The organism is bacterium SCSIO 12696, assembly GCA_024397955.1.
Lineage (GTDB): Bacteria > Pseudomonadota > Gammaproteobacteria > Pseudomonadales > Porticoccaceae > SCSIO-12696.
Genome location: CP073744.1, coordinates 1,657,669 through 1,673,150 on the forward strand (window position 1 = coordinate 1,657,669; position 15,482 = coordinate 1,673,150).

The 15,482-nt window shown below is 52.7% G+C and carries 15 protein-coding genes; 7 read left to right on the plus strand and 8 right to left on the minus strand.

Annotated elements, in window-relative coordinates:
* Positions 1 to 165: 165 nt before the first annotated feature.
* Complete coding sequence (locus KFE80_07585) at positions 166 to 2,718, plus strand: MMPL family transporter (GenBank protein UTW44264.1); 2,553 nt, start codon at positions 166 to 168, stop codon at positions 2,716 to 2,718.
* Positions 2,719 to 3,321: 603 nt separating this feature from the next.
* On the opposite strand, the gene KFE80_07590 is transcribed toward KFE80_07585, so the two are convergent.
* Together KFE80_07590 and mpl are read right to left on the minus strand one after the other, a co-directional pair.
* Positions 3,322 to 3,933: a UbiX family flavin prenyltransferase gene (locus KFE80_07590; protein UTW44265.1), complete on the minus strand. Its 612-nt coding sequence runs from the start codon at positions 3,931 to 3,933 to the stop codon at positions 3,322 to 3,324.
* Between the two features lie 3 nt (positions 3,934 to 3,936).
* Positions 3,937 to 5,289: a UDP-N-acetylmuramate:L-alanyl-gamma-D-glutamyl-meso-diaminopimelate ligase gene (mpl, locus tag KFE80_07595; GenBank protein UTW44266.1), complete on the minus strand. Its 1,353-nt coding sequence runs from the start codon at positions 5,287 to 5,289 to the stop codon at positions 3,937 to 3,939.
* A gap of 267 nt (positions 5,290 to 5,556) precedes the next feature.
* Here mpl and KFE80_07600 point away from each other — a divergent pair, with 267 nt between their 5' ends.
* Entirely contained in the window at positions 5,557 to 6,816 is a 1,260-nt protein-coding gene (locus tag KFE80_07600; protein UTW44267.1) for a 6-phosphofructokinase, read from the plus strand.
* Between the two features lie 71 nt (positions 6,817 to 6,887).
* Here KFE80_07600 and KFE80_07605 read toward each other — a convergent pair whose 3' ends face one another.
* From KFE80_07605 to pip, 3 genes are read right to left on the minus strand one after another with little or no spacing between them, the layout of a single operon-like run.
* Positions 6,888 to 7,556 (minus strand): alpha/beta hydrolase, encoded by a 669-nt coding sequence (locus KFE80_07605; GenBank protein UTW44268.1) that lies wholly within the window; start codon positions 7,554 to 7,556, stop codon positions 6,888 to 6,890.
* An 18-nt stretch (positions 7,557 to 7,574) separates the two neighbouring features.
* Positions 7,575 to 8,012 carry a D-tyrosyl-tRNA(Tyr) deacylase gene (gene dtd / locus KFE80_07610; GenBank protein UTW44269.1) on the minus strand — a complete coding sequence of 146 codons (438 nt, stop codon included), beginning with the start codon at positions 8,010 to 8,012 and terminating at the stop codon, positions 7,575 to 7,577.
* 47 nt (positions 8,013 to 8,059) lie between these two features.
* On the minus strand, positions 8,060 to 9,019 hold the full coding sequence (gene pip / locus KFE80_07615) for a prolyl aminopeptidase (protein ID UTW44270.1): 960 nt from the start codon (positions 9,017 to 9,019) through the stop codon (positions 8,060 to 8,062).
* Positions 9,020 to 9,134: 115 nt separating this feature from the next.
* Between pip and KFE80_07620 the strand changes: the two genes are divergently transcribed.
* From KFE80_07620 to KFE80_07640, 5 genes are all read left to right on the plus strand, one after another.
* Positions 9,135 to 9,449 carry an antibiotic biosynthesis monooxygenase gene (locus tag KFE80_07620; protein ID UTW44271.1) on the plus strand — a complete coding sequence of 105 codons (315 nt, stop codon included), beginning with the start codon at positions 9,135 to 9,137 and terminating at the stop codon, positions 9,447 to 9,449.
* Between the two features lie 126 nt (positions 9,450 to 9,575).
* Positions 9,576 to 9,998 (plus strand): GFA family protein, encoded by a 423-nt coding sequence (locus tag KFE80_07625; protein ID UTW44272.1) that lies wholly within the window; start codon positions 9,576 to 9,578, stop codon positions 9,996 to 9,998.
* A 4-nt stretch (positions 9,999 to 10,002) separates the two neighbouring features.
* On the plus strand, positions 10,003 to 10,305 hold the full coding sequence (locus tag KFE80_07630) for a TfoX/Sxy family DNA transformation protein (protein UTW44273.1): 303 nt from the start codon (positions 10,003 to 10,005) through the stop codon (positions 10,303 to 10,305).
* Positions 10,292 to 11,002: a YafY family transcriptional regulator gene (locus KFE80_07635; GenBank protein ID UTW44274.1), complete on the plus strand. Its 711-nt coding sequence runs from the start codon at positions 10,292 to 10,294 to the stop codon at positions 11,000 to 11,002. Before KFE80_07630 ends, KFE80_07635 begins: the two co-directional genes overlap by 14 nt.
* The gene (locus KFE80_07640) at positions 10,974 to 11,564 is read left to right on the plus strand and encodes a DNA-3-methyladenine glycosylase I (protein UTW44275.1); all 591 of its coding nucleotides are present in this window, start codon (positions 10,974 to 10,976) and stop codon (positions 11,562 to 11,564) included. Before KFE80_07635 ends, KFE80_07640 begins: the two co-directional genes overlap by 29 nt.
* A 216-nt stretch (positions 11,565 to 11,780) precedes the next feature.
* Here KFE80_07640 and KFE80_07645 read toward each other — a convergent pair whose 3' ends face one another.
* The 3 genes from KFE80_07645 to typA all read right to left on the minus strand — a co-directional run bounded on the left by KFE80_07645 (position 11,781) and on the right by typA (position 15,343).
* Positions 11,781 to 12,869 carry a GGDEF domain-containing protein gene (locus tag KFE80_07645; GenBank protein UTW44276.1) on the minus strand — a complete coding sequence of 363 codons (1,089 nt, stop codon included), beginning with the start codon at positions 12,867 to 12,869 and terminating at the stop codon, positions 11,781 to 11,783.
* Positions 12,870 to 13,021: 152 nt separating this feature from the next.
* On the minus strand, positions 13,022 to 13,444 hold the full coding sequence (locus KFE80_07650; GenBank protein ID UTW44277.1) for a hypothetical protein: 423 nt from the start codon (positions 13,442 to 13,444) through the stop codon (positions 13,022 to 13,024).
* A 75-nt stretch (positions 13,445 to 13,519) separates the two neighbouring features.
* On the minus strand, positions 13,520 to 15,343 hold the full coding sequence (gene typA / locus KFE80_07655; GenBank protein UTW44278.1) for a translational GTPase TypA: 1,824 nt from the start codon (positions 15,341 to 15,343) through the stop codon (positions 13,520 to 13,522).
* Positions 15,344 to 15,482 lie beyond the last annotated feature (139 nt).

Consider the following 15,482-nt stretch of genomic DNA (forward strand, 5'->3'; position numbering starts at 1 on the left):
TTTAGAGTTTATAGGTATGCAATATCAACAAATTCTATCGATTTAGCGGGAAGCAGTTAACGTTTGTTTACCACAAAGGGTATGACTTGCTGCTGCGTTCTCCGTCATAATACCGCGCTTTTTTCTGCGCCATGGTGACGCAGCATTTGTCAGCAAGGACTTTTCATGTCAAAACAGTTGTTTAACTGGTACGAATCCATTGTTCTACGCCACCCTATCGCCACCCTGCTGGCGGTGTTTTTGGTGACTGTAGGGTTGGCCATGGGGCTGCCCAACTTCAAGCTGGATGCCTCTGCCGAATCCCTGACCCTGGAACACGATACGGATCTGGATTATTTCCGTGAGGTCAACAAGCGCTACGGCAGTGGCGATTTTCTGCTGGTGACATTCAAACCTCACAGCGGAGACCTGTTTTCCGATCATTCCCTGAAAGTGCTGGACGAGCTGCGCACCGAACTGCAATCTCTGGATGGCGTACAAGCGGTTACCTCTATCCTGGATGTGCCACTGCTGTTTAGCCCTAACATCACAGTATCGCAATTAAGCAACGAGCCGCGCACTCTGCGCATCGAAGGTGTAGACCGTCAGCTGGCCAAAAATGAATTCCTGGAAAGCCCTATTTACCGGGACTTGATCCTCAGCCCCGATGGCCAGACCACGGCCATATTGGCCACCTTGGGCACCGACCACAAATACATTGAGCTGGTGCGCGCCAGAGATGAGCTGAAACTCAAGAAAGAACGCATTGGCCTGATTCCCGCTGAGACCGAAGAGCTGGCCCGCATCAGTAAAGAATTTCGCGACTACCACACCTTGCGTACCGAGAAAGATCGCCAGCGGGTCGAAAGCGCCCGCGCCCTGATAGAGCCATTCAAGCAACACGCCGAGCTGTTTCTGGGTGGCCCCAGCATGGTCACGGCGGATATGGTGGATTTTATCCGCAGCGACTTGAAGGTATTCGGCATCAGCATCTTGCTGTTCATCATTCTGACCCTGGCGGTGATATTCCGCCAGCTGCGCTGGGTCGTTATGCCACTGATTACCTGCGTGTTAGCGGTGGTGATGATGCTGGGTTTCCTCAGCTGGGTGGACTGGCGACTGACGGTTATTTCATCAAACTTTATCGCTTTGCTGTTGATTATCACTCTGGCGTTAACCATCCATTTGATTGTCCGCTACCGGGAGCTGCACAGCAGCCAACCGGAAAGCAGCCAATACCAGCTGGTTCGTCAAACCGTTATCTCCATGGCACGTCCCTGTCTGTACACAGTGCTGACCACAATAGTAGCCTTCGCATCACTGGTGGTGAGCGACATTCGCCCGGTCATCGACTTCGGCTGGATGATGACCATTGGCATTTCTGTGGCACTGGTGCTGGCCTTCCTGGTCATCCCCGCCAGTATGATGCTCGGTAAGCGGGCCAATGAAAAACAGGGCAACGATCGCTCTGGGGCCTTCACCCTGCACTTTTCCCGTTTTACCGAAAAGCGCCAGGCGGCTATTTGGGCCACAGCACTGGTGGTTGCGGTTGCCGGCGGCTGGGGTATTACCCAACTTCAGGTAGACAACCGCTTTATCGATTACTTCAAGGAAGACACAGAAATTTATCAGGGCCTGTCGGTGATTGACGCCCGCCTCGGCGGTACCACACCTCTGGATATTATTATCGACATGCCGGAACAAAGTCAGGAAACCGGCCTGGAAGAAGGTGAGGAAGATCCATTTGCCGATGACGACGAGTTTGCCGAAAGCGGTGAAGATCCGTTTGGCGACGAAGATCCATTCGCCGAAGATGACCCGTTTGGCGAGGACAGCGGCACGGCGGCCACCAACAGCTACTGGTTCACCAATGCCGGCCTGGAGCCCTTGGAAAAGCTTCACTACCACCTGGAATCTCTGCCGGAAGTGGGCAAAGTCAGCTCCCTGGTTAACGGTTTTGAAGCCGCCAACAAGTTGATGAACCACCGTCTGGACGACTTCGAACTGGCGTTTATGCGCCAGCAACTGTCGCCAGAAGTGGCTGGCATTATTATCGACCCCTACATCGACGACGAACTCAACCAGGCGCGTATCACCCTGCGCACCAAAGAGACCGAAGGTGACCTGCGCCGCTCTGAACTGCTGGCTCAGGTGCGCGATTACATCGTCAATGAAGTCGGCATCGCGCCAGACAAATTCCGCCTTTCGGGCCTACTGGTGCTGTATAACAACATGCTGCAAAGCTTGTTCTATTCTCAGATTGTCACTCTCGGCGCGGTGTTCCTGGGCATTATGGCCATGTTCCTGGTGTTGTTCCGGTCTCTGCGATTCTCGGTGATTGCCATTATTCCTAATATGCTGGCAGCCACTGCCGTGCTTGGCGGTATGGGCCTGGCGGGCATCCCCCTGGATATGATGAACATCACCATCGCCGCCATTACCGTGGGTATCGGGGTGGACCACGCCATTCACTACATCACCCGCTATCGCCGGGAATTTGCCATCGACCGCAACTACGTTGCCGCCATGCACCGCTCCCACGGCAGCATCGGCCAAGCACTCTACTACACCGCCATTACCATCATTATTGGTTTCTCAATTCTGGCTCTGTCGAACTTTATTCCCTCGGTGTATTTCGGTGTATTGACTGCTGGCGCGATGATTGTGGCTTTGATGGGGTCGTTGACGTTGTTGCCGAGATTGATACTACTGATTAAGCCACTGGGGCGGGGGGAATAACCCCCTACCCCGTTGTTGCTTTTGAGTAATTTCTGATTGCAGGTTTCGCCCTGCTGGGCGACTGACTTTCTTTGCTCGTGCAAAGAAAGATAAGTAAAGAAAGCACGCCCCAGCGCCCTTGCCCCTCTGGGGTACCCTCGTTTCTCCAATGCCATGGCAGGGTCGCGCAGAGGGTACTTCCTGTACCCGCTGCACTGAAACGGACGTCCTGTCCGTTTCACCCTATGTCACCTACGTCACTCAGCAAGTGCGAAGGGAAATAGGTTTACTCCGTAGTAAATTCCGTGTGAACTTTCCCCTTTGGAGTTGCCGAGCGCAGCGCAATTGGTAGGGAAACGCGCACACGGATGTGCGCGTTAGGTCGATCGAGCAAGGATGCGAGTAAGACCGGCCCGTGGCAATTGTGCGGAGCGAGGGGAGCCCGAAGGGCCTACGGAACGGGGGCGTGTTTCTTTTGGTTACTTATTCTTTGCACGGGCAAAGAAAAGTCACTCGCCAGCAGGCGAAACCTGAAATAAAAATTCACTTAGAAAACACCGGCAGAGTTAAAGCCACTAGGTTGCCGCGTCGACCTGCGGACTCCTCGCAATGACGAGACTACCGTCACTCCCCCCACCGCGACACCAAATCTTGCTCGACGCCCAAGTGATCCAGTATCCGCGCCACCACAAAATCCACCATATCCTCCACTGACTGCGGGCGCTGATAAAAGCCGGGGCTGGCGGGCATGATGGTGACGCCCAAATGGGCCAAGGCTCGCATATTGTCGAGATGAATGGCGGAGTACGGCATTTCACGTGGTACCAGGATCAATTGACGTTTTTCTTTAATGGCCACGTCAGCAGCCCGCTCCACCAGGTTGTTGCTGGCACCGCTGGCAATGGCGGAGATGGTGCCACCGCTGGCGGGGCAGATCACCGTAGCGGTGGGTGATGCGGAACCAGAGGCCACCGGAGAAAACCAATCGCGCTTGCCAAACACGCGTAGCTGCCCCGCTTCGGTGTCGAAGTGGTTGCAAAGAAACATTTCCAGCTCGTCTTCGTCTCTGGGGAGTTCCAGCTCGGTCTCAGCTTCCACTACGATATGGGCGGCATCGGAAATCAAAAAGTAAACCTGCACACCCGCATCCAGCAGACATTCCAACAAGCGTAAGCCGTACTGAGCCCCAGACGCACCGGTCATGGCCAGGGTGACGGTTTTGTGGAAATCGGACATGCGCTACGCCTCTTTCAGTGTACTAATCAGTTTTTGATGGAAACCGCCAAAGCCGCCATTGCTCATTACAACAATATGGCCACCCTCTTTCGCAGCAGCAACGGTTTGCGTTACCAGCGCCTGCAAGTCGGTTTCGGTGACCGCGGGGACAGAACTGCTGGCCGCTACATCATCCAACCACTCCATACCCTCTGAGCAAAACCACAGTACCTGATCAGCCAGCGCCGTAGATTGAGCCAGTTCGCTTTTGTGGTGGCCCATTTTCATGGTGTTTGAGCGGGGCTCAATCACTGCAATAATTTTTTCGTCGCGAACCTTTTCGCGCAAACCGTGCAGAGTGGTAGCAATGGCGGTGGGGTGGTGAGCAAAGTCGTCGTAGACACACACACCGTTGTGCTCCGCCAGCAATTCCATACGCCGTTTGATGCCTTCGAAGGCGCACAGCGCTTCACAGGCAACTGCCGGCTCCACTCCCACATGGCGTGCTGCGGCAATGGCCATCAAACCGTTATCTACATTGTGCTGCCCGGTCATATTCCAGCGCACTTCGCCCTGTGGCTCAGCGGTCATTAACACCTGAAAATGGCTGCCATCACCAGCCATTAGTTGCGCCTGCCAGTCTTGCTCGTGGCCAGTTTTCTCCAACTCAGACCAGCAGCCTTTATCCAATACTTGAATCAGGTTTTTATCTTCCGCAGGGGCAATGATTTTGCCGATACCCGGCACCGTTCTCACCAGGTGGTGGAACTGGGTTTGGATAGCCGCCAGATCCGCAAAAATATCCGCGTGATCAAATTCCAGGTTGTTCATAATCAACGTGCGCGGACGGTAGTGCACAAACTTGGAGCGCTTATCGAAAAAGACGCTGTCGTACTCATCGGCCTCGACCACAAAAAATGGCGATTCACCCAGCCGCGCCGACACACCAAAATTTTGCGGCACACCGCCAATCAAAAAACCAGGCTGGTATCCAGCGTACTCGAGTATCCACGCCAGCATGGTACTGGTAGTGGTTTTGCCATGAGTACCGGATATCGCCAGCACCCATTTATCTTTTAAAAACACATCCCCCAACCACTGTGGACCAGAAGTATAGGGAATGCCTTTATTCAGCACCGCTTCTACACAGGGGTTACCACGAGACATAGCGTTACCGATCACCACCAGATCTGGTGCCGGTTCCAGCTGGGCCGGATCGTAACCCTGAATAATATCGATACCCGCCTGCTCCAATTGAGTGCTCATAGGCGGGTAGACATTGGCATCGCAGCCGCTCACCCGATGACCGCTGGCCACCGCTAGTTGCGCCAGACTGCCCATAAAGGTGCCGCAGATACCGAGGATATGAATATGCATTGTTGTCCGATTAAGTCATTTTTTTGATGGCGAGATTATCGCACTCGGGATTAGCTGCGGGCAACGGGCTTCGGGCAGCGAGCAGTTCGTGCCACCTGTCATCTTGAGCGCAGCGAAAAATCTCATACTTTCACTATGCAAAGGGATTCTTCGCTGCGCTCAGAATGACAGCCTCGCTCGATCTGCTCGTAGCACGCAGCTAGATGCTCGTAGCCGATTCCGGTATCATCTGCGCCCATCTGCAATCCACCATTTTCGGGAACCCCCATGGCCAAAAAGAACGCTTTTTACGCCCAGTCCGGCGGTGTCACCGCCGTTATTAACGCATCCGCCTGCGGCGTGATTGAAGCGGCTCGTGCCAGCAAAAAAATTGGCAAAGTGTACGCCGGCAACAACGGCATTATTGGCGCGCTACGGGAAGAACTGATCGACGCTAGCAAAGAAACCCGCAGCACCATTAGCGCCCTCAAGCACACACCGTCTGGTGCTTTTGGTTCTTGCCGCTACAAATTGAAAAGCCTGGAAGAAAACCGCGCCGAATACGAACGCTTGATCGAAGTGTTTAAAGCTCACAATATCGGCTATTTCTTTTACAACGGCGGCGGCGATTCCGCCGATACCTGCCTAAAGATTTCCCAGCTTTCTGAAAAAATGGGCTACCCGATTCAGGCCATTCACGTACCCAAAACGGTAGACAACGATTTGCCGTTCACCGATTGCTGCCCAGGCTTTGGCTCCGTAGCCAAATACGTTGCCGTATCCACCAAAGAGGCGAGCATGGATGTGGCATCCATGTGCGAGTCTTCCACCAAAGTATTTATTCTCGAGGTAATGGGCCGCCATGCGGGTTGGATTGCCGCCGCCGGAGCTCTGGCCAAAGAGCAAGAAGACGACGCCCCACACATTATCCTGTTCCCGGAAATTGCCTTTAACAAAGAGAAGTTTTTGCGCAAGGTAAAACAGAACGTAAAGAAAAATGGCTACTGCGTGATTGTTGCCTCTGAAGGCGTTCAATACAAAGACGGCACTTTCTTGGCGGATGCGGGCACCACCGATGCTTTTGGCCACAAACAACTGGGCGGCGTCGCCCCCACCCTCGCCAATATGGTCAAGGAAGAACTGGGCTACAAATACCACTGGGCACTGGCAGACTACCTGCAACGGGCGGGCCGCCACATCGCCTCCGCTACCGACGTAGAGCAGGCCTACGCTGTAGGCCACCGTGCAGTAGAGCTGGCCGAAGCCGGTCAAAATGCGGTGATGGTGACCATCGAACGCGGCAAAGGCAAAAAATACAGCTGGAGCATTGGCGAAGCGCCACTGGACAAAGTGGCCAATGTGGAAAAAATGATGCCCCGCAGCTACATTACCCGCGACGGTTTTGGCGTTACAGAAGCGGGCCGTGCCTACTTGCAACCCTTGATTCAAGGGGAAGACTACCCGCCCTACAAAAATGGCATTCCGCAATACGCCACGTTGAAAAAGGTGTTGGTGGAAAGGAAATTGAAGAAGCGGTTTAAGGTTTAGGTGACGTTTAAATTCTTGGTACAAGGTGGCCCAGCTCAAGCCACCTTGTACCAGAGCACCAAGTTTTTGGGCTAGCCCTCACTATTCAGCTCTAGCCAAAGCTCACTAAAACGTGATTCGCAGTCATCTACCGACGAAAGCGGAGCTTCTCTACCGGTCCCCAGCGTATCCATACCAAACCGGTCGACTTCTGTACGGCTCATCCAGTGAGTCTCTTCAGGACCTGCGGCATCCAGAGTAAACCAGTAAAACTCTGTATCAATTGCCATATCCCGATAGTAGTCCAGGTAAGGTTGATGCTCAGAAGAAGTGCGCGGGTATTCAGCACCAGCTTTTCCACTCAGCCCTTCTGCCCAGGTGTGTACACCAACACAGCTCCCTTGCCCTAAACGACGTTGCTTGCCAGCCAAAAAGAGATCAGTGCCTCCTGATACGACTATACCTCCGGAAGGAACCTCAGTGGTTAGCCCTGCATTTCTGACAGCGCGCGCCACCGCCAAGTTGCTTTCATCATCGATCGAACCGGGCACAAAACGCAAAACTAATGCAGTCACGTTTGGGCTTTCTGACAGTGCATTGCGGAACGCGTCAGGGGTAGTATCGTCAATGATTCCATTGAGTACTAACTTGTCATCAGCCACAGTAAAAACCGCAGATGGGTAGTCCATAAAACCAGTACAAGCAGATAGAGTCAGAAATATAGAGGCCAGAAATAGCCTGGAAAATTTACCAATACTCAAAAGGTTATCCTTATAAATTTACACAGAAAGTACAAAAGTCACCGGCCCATCGTTGCACAACGATACTTGCATATCACCACCAAACTCCCCGGTAGCAACAGGATTATGTTGGCCACTTATCTGTTGCACAAAATAATCGTATAGCTGTTCTGCTTCTGCCGGTGGTGCCGCGGAGGAAAAGCTGGGGCGCAAACCTTTCTGGGTATCCGCTGCCAGAGTGAATTGAGAAATTACCAATACACCGCCGCCAATATCGACAACGCTGCGGTTCATTTTGCCTTCGTCGTCCGAAAAGATGCGGTAGTTGAGCACTTTGTGAATCAGTTTGTCGGCATTGGCCTGGTTATCGCCTTTTTGGATGCCAAGCAATAACAATATTCCACAACCAATTTCACCGACGGTTTGCCCTGCCACCACCACATCTGCGCGGGTAACCCGCTGGATTAAACCTAACAAATTGATCCCCTAGAAATAACGCCACTGAAATGACGGGATAGATAACGTTACGCCAAATCACCCAGTTTATTCGCCATCTCATCCGTGGCTTTGACCAACGCATCTAAGGTACCCGGCTCCGATGAGGCATGGCCGGCATCGCGGATAATTTCCAATCGAGCTTCTGGCCACACCCGGTGCAGGGCAAACGCCTGATCCACCGGGCATACCATATCGTAACGACCGTGGACAATAATACCGGGAATGCCTTTAAGTTTATTGGCATTAGCCAGCAACTGATTCTCTGCCAGGAAGGCCTTGTTGTAAAAATAGTGGCACTCTACCCGGGCAATAGCCAGTGCCACATGGGGATTGGCCACGTGCTCAATAATTTTTGGGCTTGGGTGCAGAGAAGCACAGCGCCCTTCCCAAATCGACCATGCCTTCGCAGCGCTCATGCGCTCGAGCTCATTATCACCAGTCAGGCGACGGTGATAGGCGGCGACCATATCATCTCGCTCTGCTTCTGGAATTGGCGCCATATAATCCCGCCAGTAGTCGGGAAACACATGGTCAGCCCCTGTTTGATAAAACCAGTTTATGTCCCGGCCCCGACACAGGAAGATACCGCGCAATATCAATCCGGACACTCTGTGCGGATGAGCCTGCGCATACAGCAGGCTCAGAGTCGACCCCCATGAACCGCCAAACAGTAGCCACTTTTCCACACCCAGGGATTGGCGAATCACTTCCATATCCGCCACCAACGCCTGACTGTTGTTATCTTCTAGGGACGCATGAGGGGTCGAACGCCCGCAACCACGCTGGTCAAACAAAATAATGCGGTATTTTTCCGGATCAAAAAAACTCCGATCCTGCTTGCTGCAGCCACCCCCTGGGCCACCGTGTACAAACAGCACCGGAATACCATCCGGGCTGCCACACTCCTCAACGTAAATCCGATGAGGTGACCGCACATCCAGCTGATGGGTTTTGTAGGGTTTGATATTGGGGTAAAAGCTGCGCATACCTGTTCCCGCAATGATATTACTTTAAGTCTAGACTAACTCTACTGACAGTACGCTGTCAGTAGCGCTGGCCAATAATACCGACTCTTCAATCATTCACCTCAGGAGTCGCATTGTGAGCAAACAGGTTATGAACCTCTACTTTTTTAAACTGGCCAACGGAGCCAGCGACGAGCAATTTATTCACGCCAGCCAGCAAGCGGAGGAATTTCTGAGGCAGCAACCAGGTTTTTTGTATCGTTCGGTAAGCCGCGAGAACGACAGCGGCCTTTGGGTTGATACTGGCTACTGGGAAAGTGCCGAAGCCTACCAGCAAGTCCACCAGGCATTTGCGCAAGCACCACAATGCCAACAGTTTATGGCGTTAATAGAAGAGAGCAGCCTGCAAACTCGTCATACACAAATCGAAACCACCAGCTGCTCAGGGTAACAATCATCCAGGCCCAACAGGTAGACATGGATAGCCTGCCTGTTGCCATGACACAACAGCTTGCTGACACTATGCTGTCAGGCAATTCTGTTACACAACGTCTAAAAACGGATTAAGGAGACCGCAATGAGTACGACGATTTCTGCCAAAGGGCAATGCCTGTGTGGCTCTGTACAAGTTGAAGCCAACACCCTGGATACCCAGATGGAAGCCTGCCATTGCAGTATGTGTCGGCGCTGGGGCGGCGGGCCGCTGTTGGCAATAAATTGCCAGCAAGATGTCGCCCTGTCTGGCGAGCAGCATATCACCACATACAGTTCGTCCGATTGGGCCGAACGCGGCTTTTGCAAGAGCTGTGGCACTCATCTGTTTTATCGTCTGAAGCACAACAACCAGTACATTATGCCGGCGGGATTGTTCGAGTTGCCCGACACATTGAGCTTTCATCAACAGATATTTATTGATGAAAAACCGGATTACTACTGCTTTGCCAATAACACCAAAGAGATGACCGGAGCAGAGGTGTTTGCCCAATATGCGCCTCAGTAACCCTATGAAAAATCAGGATCGCGCTCTAACGAAGCTGAAAAATATTGGCCCCACCATCGCCGCCCGCCTGAACGAGGTGGGCATTTTCAGTGAGCACGACCTGCGTTTTCACGGAGCGGTGAACGCACACCGCTTGATCGCTCAAAAATACCCATCCATGCGCTTGCCAGTCTGTTACTACCTCTATTCATTCGAAGGTGCATTATTGGACAAACACTGGAACGATATTGGCGAAGTACGCAAACGGGAATTGCGTAGTGCTATAGAAGGCGCGATAAAAAGCGGCATTAAGCATGCGCCGCGCTGACCGCCTCTTTCAGATACTGACCCTACTGCGCAATCGCCGTACAGCGATTACTGCGCGGCAATTGGCGGAGACCCTGGAAGTATCCGAGCGCACCATCTACCGGGATATACAATCGCTTATTTGTTGCGGCACCCCCATTGAAGGAGAAGCGGGTGTTGGCTACCGGCTGAACCGCCACTTCGACTTGCCACCGCTGATGTTCAGTACCGACGAAGTGGAAGCCTTGCTGTTGGGCACTCGCATGGTTCAAGCCTGGAGCGATCGGCAACTGGCATCAGCGGCGGATACTGCCATGCAAAAGATTCTCGCGGCACTGCCAGACAATCTACGACACCGGGATGAGCAACTGGCGCTACTGGTGCCAGATTGCCATATCGACCCGGGCTTGGTGGCATACAGTGACGACATTCGCAGTGCCATCAAAAATCGTTGCAGCGTGCGTATTCAATACTGCCGGGCCGACGGCAAACGTTCCAAACGCACCGTGCAACCACTGGGGTTAATATATTGGGGAAGAGTGTGGACCTTAGTGGCTTGGTGCGAGCTTCGTAACGACTACCGAACTTTTCGTCTGGACCGAATCCAACAACTGACTAACGAACAACAGCCATTTGAAACCGGCCCAGAAAAATCCCTGAAACACTACCTGGACACCATGGAAAAAGCCGATGAAAAACAACTCAAGAACTCGCTGTGAATGGTGTGGTGATAGCGAGCTGTACCAAAATTACCACGACACCGAATGGGGCGTGCCCTGCTACAACGACCAGGTACTGTTTGAGTTTTTGATTCTGGAAAGCGCACAAGCCGGCCTGTCGTGGATCACCATTTTGAAAAAGCGAGAAAACTACCGAAAAGCCTTCGCGGATTTTGACGCTGCCAAGGTAGCGCGTTTTAACAGTCGCAGCGTAGAACGACTGATGCAGGATGCGGGCATTGTGCGCAACCGCCTGAAAATCGAAAGCGCCATCAGCAATGCCAAATGCTTCCTCGACGTGCAAAAAGAATTTGGCAGTTTCAGCAACTATATTTGGGGCTTCGTAGATGGAAAACCGATCCAGAACTGCTGGGAAAGCCTGGCAGAAGTACCCGCTTCAACCCCCCTTTCCGACACCATCAGCAAGGATATGAAAAAGCGTGGCTTCCGCTTCTTTGGCACCACCATCTGCTACGCCCATATGCAGGCAACGGGGATGGTAAATGATCATGTTGTGGGATGTTTTCGGCATAAGGAATGTGCGGAGATGGCAAGAAAATAAATGGCAACTAAGAGTTGCAGACAGAGCGGTGGTTAGCTGTCATTCTGAGCGTAATGAATATAGCTGAGATTGACTCGTTAGTGCGTCTGGCGCGTTGAGATTTTGTTGTCAGGCAAGGCGTGTTGCCGACGAGTAGCGCAGCGTATTGAAATACGTGAGCAACGCAGGCGGTGGCACAACGCCGCATGACAGCAAAAGATCAATGCGCCAGGTGTGCTAACCCGCGACTACCATATCCCGTCCCATCTGCTTGGCCTGATAAAGCCCACGATCGGCGGTAGACACCAGATCATCAATTCCTTCATGGCCCTTCATGCAGGCCAAGCCAAAGCTCATGGTAACGTTCTGAATTTCGCCGGATACTTCCAGCTGAAGAGCGGACACATTGCGCCGCAAGCGTTCTGCAACCTGATGAGCGGCTTCAATTTTCTGGCCACTGAGCAGCACCAGAAATTCATCACTGCCCCAGCGCGCCACCACATCGTCGGAACGCAGCCCACGCTGCAATGCCCCGCTGACTGCTTGCACCATACGATCGCCAAACTGGTGGCCAAACGTGTCATTAAATTGCTTAAAGCCATCGATATCGCAAATCACTATCGAAAACACATCCCCACTGAGGTGGTAGCGATTGATACTGCCGCCCAGCAGCCGCTCCATTTCCCGGCGGTTAGGCAAACCGCTGAGTTCATCCTGGGTAGCGGTACGGCTAAATTGCTCGCTCACACCAACCATGCGTGCTTGACTGCGCTCCCGATAAAAATCCACCACCAACAGAAACAGAGCCATGGCACTGTAACCAACAACAATGCCATTCTCCATGTCGCTGCTGTAGCTGGAAACCTGCCATTGCAGCCAACCATCAAACAACCCAATTAACAGCAACAAATTGAGCACCAAAATGCCGACAGCCAGCCGGTAGCCACAGACAACCACCAGCGCAGGCACAATGGCCAAAGCACCAATAACACCGGTTTCACCCACTGGGCATAATGCAACAATCGCCTGGCACGTCACCAACATCAATACAGCAAACAACCATTGCATAGGGGCGATAGCACGCTTGCCAACGTACTGACATAACACCAACAACACCACTGCGCTGGCACCAATAGCAGTAAGGGCAATGGCAAAAACACCGGGGCTGGTGAAATAAAACCAGGCGGCATAGCCCAGGGTAAATAAAGCCGTAAAGGTGAGACACAGCGGCAGATTAAGCAGTAATTCTTCGCGACGCAGGTCTTTCAGAATCTGCTGTTGATGCTGGTGCTCTTGTTGTCGATAGGATTCCCGACCCTCAGACATAGCTGGTTCTCGTTTTTATGGAGTCTGGTGATGGGGGGATATTATGCGGTGAATGGTTGGGGTTCTCAATCACAACCCAAGCATTGTGGACTTTAAAGATGAAAAGCTTTGGTTGTCTCAGCAATCAACGAGAGATTGATTACTGCGTATTGTTAGGTGCTTTCAACGTGTAGCCTCCACTCTGGAGACCTTTTTGAGTAATCATCACTCTTTGAATATTCACTCATGTAGCTATAACCTTCTCCTCGCCCAGCAATATCAACCAGGAATGCTTGCAATCCAGCAAGTGAACGGCTACTGCCATAAACTCTTAGGATGTCCCGGTTATTCCAGTCATCCATCGACAAATATTCATTTGCCCTATTTTGGAGAGAGGTAAAAAGCTCCTCTTCTAATTCATCCAAAATAACTTCAATTGAAATTTTCGACTCAGATAACATCAGTACTGGCTTTTTTGAGCTAATAGCCTTACCAATAAAACCAGCGAATTGCAGATAATCTTCAGGTTTTGCGTATAAAACAAGGTCATCAATCAATCCGTTTGAGCGGAAGATTTGTCGCGCTTCGATTCTCACTACTGTCTCACATAACAGCGTATTTCAACAGATTGCCACGAATTAGGCCTCGCAATGGCAGGAGCGGAAGCGGAGTTAAAATTTCCGCCCGCGCTTGCGCTCGTTTTCCTTCAACAGTTTTTTGCGAATCCGAATACTCTCTGGTGTGACTTCCACCAGCTCATCGTCTTCAATAAATTCCAGCGCCTGCTCCAGAGTGTGCTTAATGGGCGGAGTCAGTGTCAGCGCTTCGTCGGTACCCGCAGCGCGAATATTGGTCAGCTGTTTGCCCTTGGTGGGGTTCACCGCCAAGTCGTTGTCGCGGGAGTGAATACCAATCACCTGGCCTTCGTACACGTCCACGCCGTGGCCCAGAAATAAGCGACCGCGATCCTGCAGGGTAAACAGCGCGTAAGCCAGGGTTTTGCCATTCACCATGGAGCAGAGCACGCCGTTCTGGCGGCTGACCACTTCACCGGCTTTAACCGGGCCGTAGTGATCAAAAATGCTGGTCATAATGCCGCTGCCGGACGTCAGGGTCAGGAACAAACCACGGAAACCGATCAGGCCACGGGAAGGCACAATAAATTCCAGCTTTACCCGACCTTTGCCGTCCGGCTCCATATTGGTGAGTTCCGCCTTGCGCAGGCCCAACTCTTCCATCACCGACCCCTGATGCTGGTCTTCAACGTCGATCACCACTTGTTCAAAGGGCTCGTGGATTTCGTCGCCGACTTGCTTCTGCACTACTTCCGGGCGGGAAACGCCTAACTCAAAGCCTTCCCGGCGCATGGTTTCAATCAGCACCGACAGGTGTAGCTCACCGCGGCCAGAAACCCTGAATTTGTCCGGGCTATCGCCGGGCTCTACTCTCAGCGCCACATTGTGAATCAGCTCTTGCTCCAAACGCTCTTTGATGTTGCGAGAAGTGACAAACTTGCCCTCTTTGCCCGCAAACGGCGAATCGTTGACCTGGAAGGTCATACTTACGGTGGGCTCGTCCACCGACAGGGGCGGCAGCGCCTCGGGGTTAGCCAAGTCACACAAGGTATCGGAAATATTGAGGCCATCAATGCCGGTAATGCAGACAATATCACCGGCAGAGGCTTGTTTTACCTCTACCCGCTCAAGACCCAGATGCCCCATCACCTGCAACACCTTGGCTTTGCGCTGCTTGCCATCGGCACCCACCACCATCACCTGATCGTTGGGCGACAGAGTGCCACGAGTAATGCGGCCAATGCCGATCACGCCCACATAGCTGTTGTAGTCAAGCGCGGAAATTTGCATCTGCAGGGGGGCTTCCACATCCACTTTCGGCGGCTGCACCTGTTCGACAATCTGCTCGAACAGCGGTGTCATATCTTCCGCCAATTCGTCCGCTTCCAGGCCAGCAACGCCATTCAAGGCAGAGGCGTAAATTACCGGGAAGTCCAGCTGTTCTTCGGTGGCACCCAGGCGGTCAAACAGGTCGAATACCTGGTCCAACACCCAGTCCGGGCGAGCGCCGGGGCGATCTACCTTGTTAATCACCACAATGGGGTTAAGGCCTTTTTCAAACGCCTTGGAGGTCACAAAACGAGTTTGCGGCATGGGGCCATCCACCGCGTCCACCAGCAGCAGCACACAATCCACCATGGACAGCACCCGCTCCACCTCACCGCCAAAGTCGGCGTGCCCCGGTGTGTCCACAATATTGATGTGGTAGCCGTTCCACTCAATGGCGGTGTTCTTCGCCAGAATGGTGATACCACGCTCTTTCTCCTGATCGTTGGAGTCCATAATGCGCTCGGCGCCCTGATCTTTGCGATCCAGGGTGCCGGACTGCTGCAGCAGCTTATCTACCAAGGTCGTTTTGCCGTGGTCAACGTGGGCGATGATGGCGATATTGCGCAGCTGTTCAATACTGGCGTGGCTCATGGGTGCTCCGGGGCAGAGTATGCAAAAGGCGCGGATTATACAGGGGAGTGAGAGACAGCGTTAGACTTGTTTGTCGATGAAGTGCGGTTACTTAGAGCACCCTGAGGTACCGTTTTCACACAACCATGATACGTTCAGA

Excerpts from the sequence above, each read along its gene's own strand:
- KFE80_07645 (UTW44276.1), bottom strand. The coding sequence starts at position 12,869 with ATGTCTGAGGGTCGGGAATCCTATCGACAACAAGAGCACCAGCATCAA.
- typA (UTW44278.1), bottom strand. The coding sequence starts at position 15,343 with ATGAGCCACGCCAGTATTGAACAGCTGCGCAATATCGCCATCATCGCC.
- KFE80_07600 (UTW44267.1), top strand. The coding sequence starts at position 5,557 with ATGGCCAAAAAGAACGCTTTTTACGCCCAGTCCGGCGGTGTCACCGCC.
- mpl (UTW44266.1), bottom strand. The coding sequence starts at position 5,289 with ATGCATATTCATATCCTCGGTATCTGCGGCACCTTTATGGGCAGTCTG.
- KFE80_07590 (UTW44265.1), bottom strand. The coding sequence starts at position 3,933 with ATGTCCGATTTCCACAAAACCGTCACCCTGGCCATGACCGGTGCGTCT.
- KFE80_07635 (UTW44274.1), top strand. The coding sequence starts at position 10,292 with ATGCGCCGCGCTGACCGCCTCTTTCAGATACTGACCCTACTGCGCAAT.
- KFE80_07630 (UTW44273.1), top strand. The coding sequence starts at position 10,003 with ATGAAAAATCAGGATCGCGCTCTAACGAAGCTGAAAAATATTGGCCCC.
- KFE80_07585 (UTW44264.1), top strand. The coding sequence starts at position 166 with ATGTCAAAACAGTTGTTTAACTGGTACGAATCCATTGTTCTACGCCAC.
- pip (UTW44270.1), bottom strand. The coding sequence starts at position 9,019 with ATGCGCAGCTTTTACCCCAATATCAAACCCTACAAAACCCATCAGCTG.
- KFE80_07640 (UTW44275.1), top strand. The coding sequence starts at position 10,974 with ATGAAAAACAACTCAAGAACTCGCTGTGAATGGTGTGGTGATAGCGAG.
- KFE80_07625 (UTW44272.1), top strand. The coding sequence starts at position 9,576 with ATGAGTACGACGATTTCTGCCAAAGGGCAATGCCTGTGTGGCTCTGTA.